The organism is Moorella naiadis (nom. illeg.) (assembly GCF_051020825.1).
GTDB lineage: Bacteria > Bacillota > DSM-521 > Neomoorellales > Neomoorellaceae > Neomoorella > Neomoorella naiadis.
On the sequence record NZ_JAXGFQ010000009.1, the window covers coordinates 24,440 to 40,052 of the forward strand.

20 protein-coding genes are annotated in these 15,613 nt (G+C 55.4%); 17 read left to right on the forward strand and 3 right to left on the reverse strand.

Features of this window, described 5'->3' with window-relative positions; all coding sequences use genetic code 11:
* Nucleotides 1-19: 19 nt before the first annotated feature.
* From SDD30_RS07565 to sigF, 9 genes are all read left to right on the forward strand, one after another.
* Nucleotides 20-556 (forward strand): NUDIX domain-containing protein, encoded by a 537-nt coding sequence (locus tag SDD30_RS07565; RefSeq protein WP_434074319.1) that lies wholly within the window; start codon nucleotides 20-22, stop codon nucleotides 554-556.
* Between the two features lie 69 nt (nucleotides 557-625).
* Entirely contained in the window at nucleotides 626-1,240 is a 615-nt protein-coding gene (spoIIM, locus tag SDD30_RS07570) for a stage II sporulation protein M (protein WP_434074320.1), read from the forward strand.
* A gap of 19 nt (nucleotides 1,241-1,259) precedes the next feature.
* Complete coding sequence (locus tag SDD30_RS07575; RefSeq protein ID WP_434074321.1) at nucleotides 1,260-1,502, forward strand: hypothetical protein; 243 nt, start codon at nucleotides 1,260-1,262, stop codon at nucleotides 1,500-1,502.
* 115 nt (nucleotides 1,503-1,617) lie between these two features.
* Nucleotides 1,618-2,505, forward strand: coding sequence for a site-specific tyrosine recombinase XerD (xerD, locus tag SDD30_RS07580; protein WP_434074322.1), 888 nt, complete (start codon nucleotides 1,618-1,620; stop codon nucleotides 2,503-2,505).
* Nucleotides 2,506-2,539: 34 nt separating this feature from the next.
* Nucleotides 2,540-3,709: a phosphopentomutase gene (locus SDD30_RS07585; protein WP_434074323.1), complete on the forward strand. Its 1,170-nt coding sequence runs from the start codon at nucleotides 2,540-2,542 to the stop codon at nucleotides 3,707-3,709.
* A 149-nt stretch (nucleotides 3,710-3,858) separates the two neighbouring features.
* Entirely contained in the window at nucleotides 3,859-5,049 is a 1,191-nt protein-coding gene (locus SDD30_RS07590; RefSeq protein ID WP_434074324.1) for a D-alanyl-D-alanine carboxypeptidase family protein, read from the forward strand.
* Nucleotides 5,050-5,129: 80 nt separating this feature from the next.
* Nucleotides 5,130-5,471: an STAS domain-containing protein gene (locus SDD30_RS07595; RefSeq protein ID WP_434074325.1), complete on the forward strand. Its 342-nt coding sequence runs from the start codon at nucleotides 5,130-5,132 to the stop codon at nucleotides 5,469-5,471.
* Nucleotides 5,471-5,917, forward strand: coding sequence for an anti-sigma F factor (gene spoIIAB / locus SDD30_RS07600; protein WP_434074326.1), 447 nt, complete (start codon nucleotides 5,471-5,473; stop codon nucleotides 5,915-5,917). The genes SDD30_RS07595 and spoIIAB overlap by 1 nt, the downstream gene beginning before the upstream one ends.
* 46 nt (nucleotides 5,918-5,963) lie before the next feature.
* Entirely contained in the window at nucleotides 5,964-6,773 is an 810-nt protein-coding gene (gene sigF, locus SDD30_RS07605; protein WP_434074327.1) for an RNA polymerase sporulation sigma factor SigF, read from the forward strand.
* Between the two features lie 243 nt (nucleotides 6,774-7,016).
* On the opposite strand, the gene SDD30_RS07610 is transcribed toward sigF, so the two are convergent.
* On the reverse strand, nucleotides 7,017-8,177 hold the full coding sequence (locus SDD30_RS07610; protein WP_434074328.1) for a UxaA family hydrolase: 1,161 nt from the start codon (nucleotides 8,175-8,177) through the stop codon (nucleotides 7,017-7,019).
* Nucleotides 8,178-8,179: 2 nt separating this feature from the next.
* On the reverse strand, nucleotides 8,180-8,458 hold the full coding sequence (locus SDD30_RS07615) for a UxaA family hydrolase (RefSeq protein ID WP_434074329.1): 279 nt from the start codon (nucleotides 8,456-8,458) through the stop codon (nucleotides 8,180-8,182).
* 400 nt (nucleotides 8,459-8,858) lie between these two features.
* Here SDD30_RS07615 and SDD30_RS07620 point away from each other — a divergent pair, with 400 nt between their 5' ends.
* From SDD30_RS07620 to hepT, 4 genes are all read left to right on the forward strand, one after another.
* Entirely contained in the window at nucleotides 8,859-9,242 is a 384-nt protein-coding gene (locus SDD30_RS07620) for a RidA family protein (RefSeq protein WP_434074330.1), read from the forward strand.
* A 132-nt stretch (nucleotides 9,243-9,374) separates the two neighbouring features.
* Entirely contained in the window at nucleotides 9,375-9,776 is a 402-nt protein-coding gene (locus SDD30_RS07625) for a secondary thiamine-phosphate synthase enzyme YjbQ (protein WP_434074331.1), read from the forward strand.
* 113 nt (nucleotides 9,777-9,889) lie between these two features.
* Nucleotides 9,890-10,336, forward strand: a complete 447-nt coding sequence (mntA, locus tag SDD30_RS07630) for a type VII toxin-antitoxin system MntA family adenylyltransferase antitoxin (RefSeq protein WP_434074332.1) — start codon at nucleotides 9,890-9,892, stop codon at nucleotides 10,334-10,336.
* On the forward strand, nucleotides 10,329-10,751 hold the full coding sequence (gene hepT, locus SDD30_RS07635; protein WP_434074333.1) for a type VII toxin-antitoxin system HepT family RNase toxin: 423 nt from the start codon (nucleotides 10,329-10,331) through the stop codon (nucleotides 10,749-10,751). The genes mntA and hepT overlap by 8 nt, the downstream gene beginning before the upstream one ends.
* Before the next feature lie 41 nt (nucleotides 10,752-10,792).
* Here the strand turns inward: hepT and SDD30_RS07640 are convergent, their stop codons facing one another.
* Nucleotides 10,793-11,002 (reverse strand): dodecin family protein, encoded by a 210-nt coding sequence (locus SDD30_RS07640; RefSeq protein WP_109207404.1) that lies wholly within the window; start codon nucleotides 11,000-11,002, stop codon nucleotides 10,793-10,795.
* 353 nt (nucleotides 11,003-11,355) lie between these two features.
* Between SDD30_RS07640 and SDD30_RS07645 the strand changes: the two genes are divergently transcribed.
* The 4 genes from SDD30_RS07645 to ligD all read left to right on the forward strand — a co-directional run bounded on the left by SDD30_RS07645 (nucleotide 11,356) and on the right by ligD (nucleotide 15,575).
* Complete coding sequence (locus tag SDD30_RS07645) at nucleotides 11,356-12,132, forward strand: fumarylacetoacetate hydrolase family protein (RefSeq protein WP_434074334.1); 777 nt, start codon at nucleotides 11,356-11,358, stop codon at nucleotides 12,130-12,132.
* Nucleotides 12,133-12,293: 161 nt separating this feature from the next.
* Nucleotides 12,294-13,484 (forward strand): pyridoxal phosphate-dependent aminotransferase, encoded by a 1,191-nt coding sequence (locus tag SDD30_RS07650; RefSeq protein WP_434074335.1) that lies wholly within the window; start codon nucleotides 12,294-12,296, stop codon nucleotides 13,482-13,484.
* A gap of 186 nt (nucleotides 13,485-13,670) precedes the next feature.
* A complete protein-coding gene (gene ku, locus SDD30_RS07655) occupies nucleotides 13,671-14,504 on the forward strand; it encodes a non-homologous end joining protein Ku (protein ID WP_434074336.1) in 834 nt (277 codons plus the stop codon).
* Nucleotides 14,505-14,597: 93 nt separating this feature from the next.
* Nucleotides 14,598-15,575, forward strand: coding sequence for a non-homologous end-joining DNA ligase (gene ligD / locus SDD30_RS07660; RefSeq protein ID WP_434074337.1), 978 nt, complete (start codon nucleotides 14,598-14,600; stop codon nucleotides 15,573-15,575).
* Nucleotides 15,576-15,613 lie beyond the last annotated feature (38 nt).

Genomic DNA, 15,613 nt, shown 5'->3' on the forward strand with positions numbered 1-15,613 from the left:
ACGAAGGAGGACTTATTTCATGGACCTAACCGAAACCCGCCTTACCTCAGAGCGCATTTACGAAGGCCGTATCTTAAACCTGCGCCGGGATAAGGTGCGACTGCCCAACGGTCGCGAGGCCAGCCGCGAGGTGGTAGAGCACCCCGGAGCAGTGGCCATCATCGCCCTTGATGCCGAAAAAAACGTCTACCTGGTGCGCCAGTACCGCTATCCTATTAACCGGGCGACCCTGGAGATTCCAGCCGGGAAACTCGATGCCGGCGAAGAGCCCCTGGCTTGCGCCCAGCGAGAGCTGGCCGAAGAGGTCGGCCTGGCGGCAGCTGAATGGCAACCCCTCTTAACCTTCTATTCCACGCCGGGCTTTTCCAATGAAATAATGCACCTTTTTCTCGCCACAGGCCTGCGTCCCCACCGGGAAAAGGCCGATGATGATGAATTCATTGAAATCGTCCGCGTTCCCCTGGCGGAGGCCGTAACCATGGCCCTGGGGGGAGAGCTTCAGGACGCTAAAAGTATTGCCGGAATCCTGGCCGCAGCCCGGATCTGGCAGGCATAATTATCCTGGACCGGAATAAGTATCTAGGGGGTGGAAATTCTCCTGCCACTGCCCCGGGGAGGGTGTGAGGTGGAGCGAACCCTGGCCCGACACCTGCACGATAACCTGGGCCTGTACCTGCTGGTCGGTTTTTTCTTCCTGGCCGGGATTGTGGCCGGGACGGTAGCCGTTAACTTCCTGGAAGCCCAACAGGTAAGCCAGCTGGGCTCCTACCTGGAGAAGCTCTTAAACCAGTTTAAGGGCGAAGGCCCGGCATTTAAATATGCCGCCTACCAGGCCCTAATGAGCGCCTTGAAGGAAATGGGCCTGGTGTGGTTTTTGGGTTTAACGGTAATCGGCATCCCCTTAATTATCGGGCTTATCTTTTTCAAGGGGGCCATCCTGGGTTTCACCGTCGGTTTTTTGGTCCAGCAAAAGTCCCTGGCAGGGGTGGCTTTCTCCTTCCTGGCCATTTTGCCGCCCAATATTATTCAGATACCGGCCCTGTTTCTGGCTGCCGTCCTGGGGATCTCCTTCTCCATCGGCTTAATGCGTGGTCGCAGCCAGGTCGGCGGGGCCATCATGCCGCGCTTTTTAACCTACTCTTTTCTCATGTTACTGGTGACGGTACTCCTGGTAGGTGGGGGATTGGTAGAGGCCTACCTGTCTCCCTTCTTTGCCCGGGCAGTTCTTGCTTATTTTTGAAGGAACGGAGGGGTGCGGGATGATTGTCGTATCCATTAGCAACTGGCGCCGGAAAATAGTGTGGCTCCTGGCTGCGGCGCTGGTGGTAACGGTATTGCTGGGGCAACTGATTGGAGGGAACACTGCCGACCTGGCCGGGCCGGGTAACGCGCCGGCCAATATGCAAAGACAGGAACAACCGGCCTCGGCTCCAGCAGTCCAGGATTCCGGTCGCCTGGAAAGTTTACTGGAAAAGCTCAGAGGGTTTTATCGGGGTGAATAAACGCCATCCGCCCGGAGGGGCGGATTTTTTTGTGGTTTTTTCTGGTGCTGTTGGAGGACTTTTACCTTTACATGTGGAAATAATCTGGTAAACTTATGGGGAATGGTGGTGCAGCGTGCGCGAGCTGATAGATGAATTTCTTTATTACCTGGTGGTAGAACGGGGCCTGGCAGAAAATACCTTGGCTTCCTATAACAGCGATCTGCAACAGTTCCTGCAATATATGGAGAAGGCGGGAATCAAAAACCCGGAGGATGTGACCCGCGGGTTAATGGTCGCCTATGTGGTGAAAATGCAACAAGAAGGACGTTCACCAGCGACTATCTCCCAGCACCTGGCGGCCCTGAAATCCTTTTACCATTTTTTGTTGCGGGAACGCCTGGTCGAGAGCGATCCCACCAGCAACCTGGAATCGCCCCGGCAGACCAAGAAGTTACCCCAGGTCCTGACGGTAGCCGAAGTAGAAAAACTTCTGAACCAGCCGCGCCCAGATACACCGGCAGGCCTGCGGGACAAGGCCATGCTGGAGCTTCTCTATGCAACTGGCTTGCGAGTCTCAGAACTCGTAGCCCTCAACATCGATCAAGTCCACCTGGAAGGGGAGTTTGTCCGCTGCTTGGGCAAAGGAGCCAAAGAAAGGGTAGTTCCCATGGGTCAGGTGGCCAGTTTCCATGTTCGGACATACCTGGAGCACGGGCGGGGGAAACTAGTTAAAAAGGCGACGGAGCCGGCCCTGTTTGTGAACCATCACGGTCGGCGCCTTTCCCGCCAAGGCTGCTGGAAAATACTGAAGGGTTATGTCCGGGCGGCCAATTTGCAAAAAGACATCACGCCCCATACCCTGCGCCATTCCTTTGCTACCCATCTCCTGGAGAATGGCGCCGATCTGCGTTCGGTGCAAGAACTCCTGGGCCACGCCGATATCGGTACCACCCAGATCTACACCCACCTGACCAGGAAAAAGATTCGTGAGGTCTATGATGAAGCCCATCCCCGGGCCTAAAATATCGCTATTGTATTTCGGAGGAGCCGTGATCATGGATTCAGACCGTGTTATCTTGATTGTGTTGGATAGCGTCGGTGTCGGTGCCTTGCCCGACGCCGCCAAGTACGGTGACGAAGGCAGCAACACCCTGGGTAATATAGCTGCTGCCGTAAACCTTAAACTGCCCAACCTGACCCGCTTGGGCTTGGGCAATATTATTCCCCTGCGAGGTATTCCTCCGGTAGGAGTACCAGCGGCTGCCTGGGGTAAGATGGCCTCCAGGACGGCCGGCAAGGATACTACTAGCGGTCACTGGGAGCTGGCCGGCCTGATCCTGGAACGTCCCTTCCCCCTTTACCCCCACGGTTTCCCACCGGAGGTGATTGCGCCCTTTGCAGAGGCCATCGGCCGCCAGGTCCTGGGTAATAAACCGGCCTCGGGTACGGTAATTATTGAAGAGCTAGGGACCGAGCATATGCGCACCGGTTACCCCATTGTCTATACCTCGGCCGACAGTGTCTTCCAGATTGCCGCCCACGAAGAAGTCATCCCGGTGGAGGAATTATATCGTTACTGCAAAATAGCCAGGAAAATACTCACCGGCGAACACGCCGTCGGCCGTGTCATCGCGCGGCCCTTTATCGGGGAACCGGGGCACTTCATCCGCACTGACCGGCGCCAGGATTTCTCCCTGGAGCCGCCGCAACCGACCCTCCTGGACGCCGTGACTGCCGCCGGCCTGGAGGTCATGGCAGTAGGCAAAATAAAAGATATTTTTGCCGGCCGGGGCATTAGCCGCTGGATTCATACCCATGATAATATGGATGGCATTGATCAGACCTGTAACTATATGCGTGAAGGTGAGCGGGGGCTGATCTTTACCAATCTGGTGGACTTCGACATGCGCTACGGCCACCGCAATGACGTGGCCGGTTATGCTGCCGCCCTGGAGGCCTTCGACCGGCGCCTGCCGGAATTGCTGGCGGGCCTGGAGGGGGATGACGTCCTGATCCTTACGGCCGACCACGGTTGCGACCCAACTACTCCGAGCACCGATCACTCCCGGGAGTACGTACCACTGTTGATTTACGGCCAGCGCATCCGGCCCCTGAATGTCGGCGTCCGTTCGACCTTTGCCGACCTGGGCGCTACGGTAGCGGAGCTTTTAGGCGTGCCTTATAGACTGCACGGAAAGAGTTTTGCGTCTATGTTGCTCAAATAGTTGCCAATGGTTAACAATAGTTATAAAGAAAACCGGCGTAGCCGGAATTTTTTAAGGTAATGGGTTAAGGCCGGGAGTATACGTTCATATTTTGACCCCATCGCTAATATAAGTAAAAGGAGAGCAAGCCAGGCAGAGGGGGCGGTGGGGTGCCAAAAATCAGAGTGTTACTCCTGGCCTTACTTCTGGGTCTCTGTTCCTGGGCGGGTGTTTTGCTATTACAGGCGGCCGCAGCCCCGGCAACAGCCGGACAACAGGCCGGGCCAGGGGATATTAACGCCAAAGCAGCCATCCTGATGGATCCCCAGACCGGGGAGGTCCTATGGGAAAAAAATTCCCATGCCCATTACTACCCGGCCAGTATGACCAAGCTGATGACCATGGTGGTGGCCATGGACATGGTGGCGGCAGGGCAGGCCACCTTGAATGAACCGGTCCAGGTAAGCGAGCGAGCCGAGAGTTTTGGCGGGTCGGAGGTCTTCCTGGCCGTGGGCGAGACCTTTCCCTTGGAGCAAATGCTTATCGCCATTGCCGTGGCCTCGGCCAACGATGCCGCCGTGGCTGTAGCCGAACACCTGGCAGGTTCGGAGGAAGCCTTCGTCGCCCAGATGAATGCTAAAGCTAAAGAACTGGGCCTGAAGGACACCCACTTCGCTAACTGCCACGGCCTCCATGACGAGCAGAATTATACCTCGGCCTATGATATGGCCGTCATCGCTCGCTATGCCCTGAAATACCCCAAGATTCGCGAATGGACCGCCATCAAACGCTATACCCTGCGGAAGGACCCCTTGACTATCCTAGACACCACCAACAAAATGCTTTATTGGTACCCGGGCACCGACGGCTTCAAGACCGGCTTTACGGATGCCGCCGGTTTAAACCTGGTCTCCACGGTAGAACGGGACGGCCTGCGTTTTATTGCCGTAGTTATGGGCGTAGAGACACCCCAGGGACACTTTACGGAATCCATGAAACTCTATAATTGGGCTTTCAAACAGTGGGCCTTTAAACAATTCTACGCCCCGGGCCAGGTGGTGGCTGCCGTCCCGGTAGGAAAGGGCCAGTCAGACCAGGTTAAAGTTGTGGCTGCAGGTAAGGTGGGGGCCCGGGTGAGCCGCCTGCGGGGCCAGGCCGCCGACCTGGCGGCGAAAGTTGAGCTCCCCGGGATCATCAAGGCCCCGGTACAGGAGGGGCAGCACCTCGGCCAGGTACGGGTTTTCCGGGACGGCCAGGAAGTTGACAGGGTCGGGCTGGTTGCCCAACAAAGTATAGCCAGGGCTTCTTTGGGCCAGGAAATCTTGCGGGTTATCCGGGCGGTCTTCATTATTCGACAATAATTTTGCCATTATTTAGCAGGAAGAAGGCCGGGTCATAGCGAATTAACCCCTTCGGAAACCTTTACGAGGGGGTTTTTATTTTGCAGGTCTTTTTTAGTATGGAGGGTAAGGAACTCCAGGCACGCATTAAGGGTGAGGTAGACCTGGAGACCGCCGACCGGTTGCGCCAGGAATTGGAGGCCAGCCTGGATCATGCCCGGCCCGAGGTGTTACTCCTTGACTTGGCCGGCGTGACCTTTATGGACAGTTCGGGCCTGGGGGTTATCCTGGGCCGTTACCGGCGTTTAAAGAAACAGGGCGGGAAAGTCGTCCTCGCCCGGCCCCAGCCCCAGGTACGCCGCCTCCTGGAGATTTCCGGCCTGGGGAAGATCATGGCCATCGAGACTGGAGAACAGGTAAGCAGGCAGGGAGGGATTGACTGATGGCCGGCCAGGTACAGGTAGAAAATAGCATGGCCCTGGAGTTTTTAAGCCTGCCGGAGAATGTTGGCCTGGCCAGGGTGGCCGTAGCCGCCTTCGCCGCCCAGGTGGACATGACCTTAAACGAGCTGGAAGAGATTAAAGTGGCTGTTTCGGAAGCCGTCTCCAACGCCATTATCCACGGTTACGAAGGCCAGCCCCGGGGCACGGTGCGGGTAACGGTAGAACGTACCGACGCCGGTCTAGTAATCACCGTCACTGACCAGGGTAAGGGCATCCCTGATATAGCCCTGGCCATGCAACCCGCCTATTCCACCGACCCGGAGAGGATGGGCCTGGGCTTTGCCTTTATGCAGTCCTTTATGGATGAATTGGAGGTAACTTCGGAGGTTAACCGGGGTACCAGGGTCCGGATGTTAAAAACCACTAAGCAAGCGGGGGAGGCCTAATGCCTGCCGCTGGGGCTACCAGGCCGGTTGAGGTGGCGGTGAAGCAATGCGCCTGTCGGAAATGAACCTGCCCCGTTTCCCCCTTTTATCCGAGGGGGAGACAGAAGAGCTGTTGCGCCGGGCCAAAGGTGGAGACAAGGAGGCCCGGGAGCGACTTATAAATTGTAACCTTAAGCTGGTCTTCAACCTGGTGCAGCGTTTCGAAAAGCGCAACTATGAACTGGAGGACCTCTTCCAGATTGGGACCATCGGCCTCATTAAGGCCATCGATAAATTTGATTTAAGTTATAAGGTGCGGTTTTCTACCTATGCCGTACCTATGATCCTGGGGGAGATCCGGCGTTTCTTAAGGGATGACAGCACGGTCAAGGTGAGCCGCTCCCTAAAAGAAACGGCCTTTAAGGTCAATCGCACCCGGGAAGAACTGGCTAAGCAGTTGGGCCGCGAACCGGCCATCAGCGAGATTGCTGACGCCCTGGATCTTTCCCTGGAAGAGATCGTAGCGGCCATGGAGGCCGTGCAACTGCCCAGCTCCATCCATGATACCGTCTACCAGGACGACGGGGATCCTATCTACGTCCTGGATCAACTGGCCTCCGAGGACGGCGAGGAACCGGAGTGGCTGGATAAAATCGCCCTGAAGGAGGTCCTGCGCCAGCTGTCGGAAAAACACCGGCGGGTCCTGGTCCTGCGCTTCTTTCAGGATAAAACCCAGGCCGAGGTGGCGACGCGCCTGGGGTTGTCCCAGGTGCAGATCTCCCGCATTGAGCGTCAGGCCTTGGCCAAGATCCGGGAGCTCCTCCAGGCTGAAGGCAGGGATGGGGACGCCGGAGATAATGACAACCGGGTTGATTAGCGATCCTGAGTCCGGCGGTGACCATGGTTGTTTTTTTCTACTGCTGCCGCCTGGAAGCAGGGCCGCGATCATGGTCCTTGTCCAGCTTGCGCCAGGTACGGGACAGCAGTATCTCCTTCGTTCCGTAAAAAAGGGCCTAAGGCGAAAGAAGTCTCGCCTCAGGCCCTTGCTTTTTTTGTAACTGCTCAGGTTGCCTGGCGGTCACCCTTGAATGAAAGCACCAGACACCTGTATATTAGAACCCTAAGCGCTGCGGTAGAGCTTGGTGAGGATGAATTCCTTGTGGCTCAGGGCCTCGGCATTAGTGTAGCGGCCGTTCAAGGTCCGGATGAACATATCCAGGATGGCTGTGCCGGCACCGTCGAGGTCCATTTCCCGCCGCAAGAGGCCAGTCAGATCCACATCAATGTGTTCGTTCATGGTAGCCACAGTTACCGGGTTGGCGGAAATTTTAATGACCGGGATAACGGGGTTACCAACGATGTTGCCCTGGCCGGTGGTGAAGAAGTGCAGCACCGAGCCGCCGGCGGCAAAGAGGGTGATGGCCTCGGCGCCAGCGGAAGAGGTTTCCATGTACCACAGACCTTTACCTTGGGGTGCTGCGGCTGGCTGCAGGACACCCTGGACCATGGCCCGTTTGCCGATTTTCTGGATGTTGCCCAGGGCCTTTTCTTCAATGGTGGTCAGGCCGCCGGCAATATTGCCTTCCGTGGGTTGGGAACCGCTGAGGTCGACACCCTGGGATATAATAAAGTCATTATAGGATTTAAAGCTCTGCATAAACTGCTCACGAACCTCCGGGGTGGCGCAGCGGGCGGCTACCAGGTGCTCACCACCGGTGAGCTCGGAGGTTTCGCCAAAAAGGACAGTGGCGCCCAGATCCACCAGGCGGTCAACGGCGTTGCCAATGGAAGGATTGGAAGCCAGGCCGGAGGTGGTATCGGACTCGCCGCACTTGATGCTGACAACCAGCTCGGAGATATCGCATTCTACTTTTTGCTGCTCGGTGGCGTATTGGACGAATTCCATAGCCTTGCGGGAGGCCATTTCAATTGTTTTCAGGTCGCCGTGGCGTTCAATGGCAAACCCGGCTACCGGTTTACCGGTTTTGGCGATACCTTCCACGACGCGATTGGTCCAGTTGGGCTCAATACCGATAACGATGCAGGCGGCCACATTGGGATTGGCGCCAGTGCCGATGAGGGTCCGGAAGAAAAGTTCCAGGTCTTCGCCGAATTGCAGGCGGCCATAGGGGTGGGGGAGGGCGATGGTGCCGTCGATGAGTTTGGCTACGCCTTCGGCGGCGGCGTTGGACAGGTCGTCTAAAGGCAAAATAACTACGCGGTTACGAACGCCGATGCGGCCGTTTTCCCGGCGGTAACCCATGAATTTAGTACTGGTCATCTTTACCACCTCGCAGTCTTGAGATTATGGACATGGACGTGTTCACCCTTGGCAATAGGGGCGACGGTCTTGCCGATGGGCTCGCCATACTTGATAACCGTTTCGCCTTTGGCGATGTCCTGGAGGGCAAGTTTGTGGCCCAGTTTAATATCATTCAGGGCCTTGACGCTGACAATGGAGTTGTCCTCCATTACCCACCCGGAAACCGTTTCGCCGGCCAGGATATCGGCCACGGCCACGCCGACGGTGTCCCGCTTGTCATGGACAAAGAATTTTTCCACTGCTGGTTCCTCCTCTGCATATGAGATGTGGGAAGTGGGAGGTGAGAAATGGGAGGCTTGTCGAAACTGGCTGCGCCAGTTTCAGATTAAAGTTTGCCCACCTCTCGTTTCTCACGTCCATTGGTGAAGGCTCGCCACCGTGGGCGGCTCCCCATAGTTGAAATGTAGGTTGTGAGAGAAATACAGACCCAACTGAAAGGTCCCGAGTATGAGGTCTGTGGTAGGACCACTTTTATTGTAAAGCCCTTTCCGGTGAGTGTCAAGATAGAATTTGTGATATGATGAATAAAAAGCTCCGGGTTGGTTTATGATATTACTATTTGGCTTATGGAGCAGGAATTTTTATCTGCAGGGAGTATAATTTAAAAGGAAAAGTACTTGCAGAAGGAAGGAGATTTAGATGGCTTTTAAAGATGTAGTGACTGCTAGCAAGGCGCCGGCAGCTATTGGCCCCTATTCCCAGGCCATCAGAGCAGGTAACCTCATCTTTACCTCCGGGCAAATCCCCCTGGATCCGGCTACCGGGCAGGTCGTTAGCGGTGGGGTGGCCGCGCAGACTGAACAGGTGCTAGCTAATATAAAGGCCATCCTGGCTGCTGCCGGGGCCGGGATGGAGGATGTAGTTAAAACAACAGTCTATATTAAGGACATGGGTGATTTTAATACCGTTAACGAGGTATATAGCCGCTATTTTGTCCAGGAGCCCCCGGCGCGTTCCTGCGTCGAGGTCGCCCGTTTGCCTAAAGACGTCCTGGTAGAGATTGAAGCCGTAGCGGTTGTTTAAACCAAGGCCCGGTTTGCTGCTGGAAGCCAGGCGCCTGTACCTGCAGCTCCATGGTAACTAGCACATAATCCAACCTGAAAGATTTATTTTGGTATGGCCCTATCTGGGAAGTCCTCGTGGGGAGGTAACGCCATGTTTTTTTCCTTTGACTTGCAGACCCAGAACCAGACAGCTCTAATCGATATTACCCACCTGGCCGTAAAGGCGGTGCAGCAGGCAGGGATAAAAGATGGCCTTTGCCTGGTCTATATTCCCCACACAACCGCCGGGGTGACGATTAATGAGAACGCCGACCCGGACGTGGTAACCGACATTCTGGCGGCCCTTGATAAAATCGTTCCCGCCGGGGGTTACCGTCACCGGGAAGGCAACTCACCGGCTCACATTAAGGCTTCCCTCATGGGCAGCAGCCAGACGGTGATTGTTCGGAAGGGCAACCTGGTGTTAGGTACCTGGCAAGGCATATATTTCTGTGAATTCGACGGCCCCCGCCGGCGCAAGATACATATTAAAGTATGGCAGACAGGGGCATAGATCCTAAATTGCGATTGGGTACAGGGAATGGGCTAGATGCTGGACATCGAAACCAGCTGATGGTAGAATGTACCTGGTAAAGGGAAACATGGATTTGAAGCGGTGATCTAATTATGGACCCTGCCATTTCTTCCCTGGTAGAACGCCTGCGCGATGGTTTCATAAAAAGAAATGAAATTGAGTTTGCCTATCTTTTTGGTTCCCATGCCAGAGGGACAGCAAATAATCTAAGCGATGTGGACGTAGCCATTTTTTTAAAAGAAAGCCTTATGCCGCCAGCCGGCCCCTATGGGTATAAAAGCGAGTTACTCGTCTCCATGAGACAACAACTACGGCTGCCTGTGGATATAGTTATACTCAATGAAACCTCCCGGTCTTTACGTTTTCGTGTTATCCGGGATGGAAAAATCCTTTTCTGCCGTAACAACAAGGCCCGCGTCCATTTTCATGAGAAAACCTTGCGCGATTATTTGGATTTCCGGCCTGCACAGAAGATCCAGCAACAATATTTACTGCGGCGGTTGGCGTCAGGGCATTTTGGGGGTGGACTGAGTGGTTGATTCCGATCTTATCCAACAAAAGCTACTACAATTAGAAGGTTATTTAAGACAGCTGGAAAAGCACAAAGATGTCAGCGCCCCTGAACTGGAACAAGATTTGGACTTGGCCTGGATAGTGGAACACGGTCTGCAATTGAGTATCCAGGTAGTACTGGACATCGGTACCCATATTCTGTCCGGAGAAGGAATTATTGTTGATGAATATGGCGACGTTTTTGAAGAGCTGACAAAGTTAGGTGTCCTACCGCGGGAATTTGCCCGGAACATTACCGGTATGGCGGGTTTTAGAAATATTCTTGTGCATGAATATGGCAAAGTAGACATGAAAAAAGTAGCAGATATTATGGCTCATCACCTTGACGATTTCCGCCAGTATGCCCGCCACGTTATCAAATATATGGGTTGGAGTTTTTAAATAACCAGTAAAAAGCCCCGGTTGTACCCGGGGCTTTGCTGTTACAGGTCGGCGCTATGGTCGGCATAGGCAATCTTGACGTTGGCTTTAAACTCCGAAAGCTTACCATCCTTGACATTGGCCGTGAGGTTGTAGACCTCGACGCCGGAGATATTCCGGACATCGCGGCTGGCCTCAGCCACGGCAGCCTGGACGGCATCCTTCCAGTTATGGGGGGATTCACCCACCAGTTCTACTACTTTAACGTGCAAAAATAAACCCTCCCTTCCCTGAAAAATTCCTGGCGAGTTTTATTATTCCCCTGCCGGGAAGATTAATCCCTGCACCTTTATTGTAACCGCGTTAACCGCGATAACTCCGTGAGAAAGGAGATGTCAAAGCACCAAGCAGTTTCCGATACATGAACTCTATATTATTCATATAGCCAAATAAAGGGAAGTATAGTAAAATGAGCTCTGAGGTTCTGAAGCGCAGTTATCAGCAATATTTGCCTGCGGTATTACAATCCCTGCTGCAAATAGAACCAGTGGCGAATGTAAGATGTAATGGTAGAGAGTTCTATTTTCGCGGTCAATAAAAAAATAACAGGGGAAGGAGTAGTACAATGGAAAATATTGAAAAACTAGTTCGCTTTGTCGTCAATGGCAAAGTTTACTATGGCCGCCTGGAGGGGGAGAATATCCAGGTCATGGCGGGTGATATCTTTAGCTCACCCCAGGAAACGGGCCGGCATTATAATATTAATCAGGTCCGGCTGCTGGCCCCCTGCCAGCCGGGTAAGGCCGTTTGCGTCGGCCTGAACTACCACAGCCATATCGCCGAAATGGCCGAAAACTTGCCGGCCGAGCCGGTGCTATTTATTAAACCCGCCACCAGCGTCATCGGCCCAGGGGAGGATATAATCTACTGGCCTATGGTCGGACGGCTGGATTATGAAGCCGAATTGGCAGTGGTTATAGCTCGGGAAGCCCATAACGTCAGGGAGGAGGAAGCCGGGGAGTATATCTTCGGTTATACCGTCGCCAACGATGTTACGGCCCGGGACCTGCAGCAAAAGGACGGCCAGTGGACCAGGGCCAAGGGCTTTGACACCTTTTTGCCTTGCGGGCCCTGGATCGTCAGGGGTATCGACCCTGCCGGCCTCCGCGTCCAGTCTTTTTTAAACGGGGTACCAAAACAAGACGGTCGGACCTCCCAGTTAATCTTCTCCGTTCCCTACTTGGTGAGCTTCATCTCCCATGTAATGACCCTGCAGCCCGGGGATCTAATCCTGACCGGTACCCCTGAGGGCATAGGCCCCATGCAGGTTGGGGATACCATTGAGATCCGGGTGGAGCAGATCGGCAGCCTGGTCAACCGGGTCGCCAGCCCGGAGGCATAGCCGGATCGAACAACCGGTAATTACCGGCACCGGCTGCCCGCGGGCTTGCCTCCTTTGGCGGCAGCGGGCAGAGAAATACTGTGTACAAGGGGGAAATGCCTTTACAAAACCATGGTCACTGATAAATAATAAAAATATCAAGGACACTGGAGGGATTTAGATTGGAACTTGCCCGGCGGGCTGCGGGAATCAGCCCTTCCCCCACCTTGGCCATTGATGCCCAGGCCAAGGCCATGAAGGCCAGGGGGGTTAAAGTGATAAACTTCAGTGCCGGCGAACCCGACTTTGGTACTCCGGAACATATTAAACAGGCAGCCGTTGACGCCCTGGCCGCCGGTTTTACCCGTTACACGCCGGTGGCCGGTATCCCGGAGCTGCGCCAGGCGGTAGCCGCCAGCCTGACGGCCCGGGGGGTGAACTACGAACCGGCGGATATTGTCGTCTCCTGCGGTGCCAAACACTCCCTGTATAACGCCATGCAGATCCTGCTTAACGAGGGGGACGAGGTAATCCTGCTCGCCCCCTACTGGGTGAGCTACTACGAACAGGTCAAGCTCGCCGGCGGGGTACCGGTGGTCATCCCAGCGGGCGCCGATAGGGACTTTAAGGTAACTCCAGCCGCCTTGCAGGCGACCCTGACCCCCAGGACCAAGCTAGTAGTCCTGAATTCACCTGCCAATCCAACCGGGGCCGTCTACAGCCGTGCTGAGCTGGAAGCCCTAGCGGAGGTGATTCTGGCCCACGACCTCCTGATCATTTCTGATGAAATCTACGCCGCCCTGCTTTATGATGGTCTCACCCACACCAGCATCGCCTCCCTGGGGCCGGAGATTAAGGAACGGACCATCCTGGTGGATGGGGTTTCCAAAACCTACGCCATGACCGGCTGGCGGATTGGCTACGCTGCCGCGCCGCGGACTATCGCTAAAGCCATGACCGATCTCCAGAGCCACTCGACTTCTAACCCCACCTCCATCGCCCAGAAGGCAGCCGTAGCCGCCCTGAACGGCAGCCAGGAACCGGTGGAGGCTATGCGCCGGGAGTTTGAGGTGCGCCGCAACCGCATCTTGGCAGGCCTGCGGGAGTTGCCAGGGGTGGTGTGCAACCAACCCGGCGGTGCCTTTTATGTCTTCCCATATATCGGCAAGCTCTTGGGCCGGAAGTTCCGCGGCCAGGAATTGACCAATTCCACCGCTGTGGCCACGGCCCTTCTTAATGAATACCAGGTAGCTGTGGTCCCCGGCGTGGCCTTTGGCGCTGACCCGTACTTGCGCCTCTCCTACGCTACATCTATGGACCAGATTGAAATCGGCCTGAAACGGATCAAAGCCTTTATCAGCGAGCTGGAGTAATTGGCAGGAAAAAACCGCTTAAACTCAAGCAAAGGATTTTCATGGGGCGTCACTGCCCGTCTTGGGAATTAACGAAAAAACCGATTAAAGGTCAAGGAAAGGCCCGGGTTTCCCCGGACTTTTCCTTTTTCTGTATCTACTTCCTCTAAGACGGGGATACTACAGAAAAAGCCCGAGGTGAGAGCCATGCGGCCCCTGTGGAAGGGCGCCATCAGTTTCGGCCTGGTCAACGTGCCGGTGAAACTCTACCCGGCCACCGAAAGCCAGGACCTTAAATTCAACTACCTGCACTCCCGTTGTCAAACACCTATCCAGTACCGGAAATACTGCCCCCATTGCCAGACCGAAGTGCCGCCGGAAGAGATTGTGCGCGGTTATGAGTACGAAAAAGGCCGGTACGTAATCATCCGGGAGGAAGACCTGGTGGGTATCCCGGCTGATACCACCCACAGCATTAACATAATGGATTTCGTCGACTTGCCGGAGATCGACCCCGTCTATTTTGCCCGTTCCTATTACCTGGTTCCCGGCGAAAGGGGGCAGAAACCCTACACCCTGTTAAGACAGGCTATGGCTGAAACGAGGAAGGTGGCTATAGCCCGGGTGACCTTGCGAACCAAGGAAGCCCTGGCGGCAGTGCGGGTCTACGGGCCGGCTCTGGTGATGAACACGATGTTTTACCCTACCGAGGTAAGGGCGATAAGCGCCCTGCCGGAGCTAGACTTCCAGGTGGACCTCCACGCCAATGAAGTCAAGATGGCCGTCACCCTGATCAAGAGCCTGGCCACCAGTTTTCAACCGGAAAAATACACCGACACCTACCGCCAGGCTCTAATACAGGTTATCGAGGCTAAAATTGCCGGCGCCGAGGTAGCCGTCCCGGCCCGGCCGGAGGCCGGTAAGGTGGTTGATCTGATGGAGGCCTTGAAGGCCAGTATCGAGCTGGCCAAAAAGGAAAAGGAAGGGGTGCCCGCCGGGACAAGGGCAGATAAACCCCGCCGCCGGCGTAAGACCTCCTAACGAAGGCAGGGGCAAGCCCTATGACAACAGCATCCGACTCGCTCGCGGTGGCGGTGAAATAATAATAGAAGTAGCGCAAGGGAGTAAAATCATATGACAAGAGTGGCGGCCCTTCCTGAGAACAGCCAGCTGCCGGTTTTCCAAATTAAGCCCATGCTGGCCATTGCCGGTCAACCCTTCGATTCCCCGGACTTCCTGTATGAAGTCAAGTGGGACGGCTACCGCGGCCTGGCCTACCTGGAGGAAAGGACCATTCTCCAGTCCCGCAACCTGCAGGATATTACCGCGGTTTTCCCGGAGCTGGCCGATTTGCACCAACCGGTCCGGGGACGCCCAGCAGTCCTGGACGGGGAGATCATCATCCCCAGGACGGACGGCAAGCCGTCCTTTAGCCTTCTCCAGGCCCGGGGTCGGTTGGGGGACCCTTTAAAAATCAGGCAGGCGGCCCGGCAGACGCCGGCTATTTTTATGGCCTTTGATATCCTTTACCATCAGGGTAGAAATGTCATGGCCGAGGCTCTGCAATTACGTAAAGAGATCCTGCAGTCAGAGGTTCGGGCTGCGGCGAACCTGATCGTCTCCCAATTTATTCTCAACCAGGGTATCAGCTTTTATGAAGCCTGCGTCAACCGGGGTTTGGAAGGGGTCATGGCTAAGGAGCTAAGCAGCCCTTACCTCCCCGGCAAGCGCTCGCCCCTGTGGCGCAAATTCCGGCATACCCTCGCCGGGGAATTTATTATTGCCGGTTATGAACCGGGACGTGGGGAGCGGGCTCTGGGTGCCCTGATCCTGGCGTCATACGTGGAGGGGCGTCTGATTTACCGGGGTAAGGTAGGTACCGGCTTTGATCGAGGGGAGGAGCGGGAACTTATGGCCTGCTTGCAACGGCTGCCGGCGGCGCCCCCGCCCTTTAGAGAAGCCATCCCCGAGCTTAAAAATCCGCGCTGGGTGGAGCCCCGGCTGGTCTGCCAGGTTGAGTACCTGGAAATGACGCCTCAGGGTCGCCTGCGGCACCCCGGCTATCGTGGCCTGCGCCGGGATAAAGAGCCGGAGGAATGTAGTTTACCTTGAAGGAGGATTTAATTCCCGCGGCGAATATATACAAGATA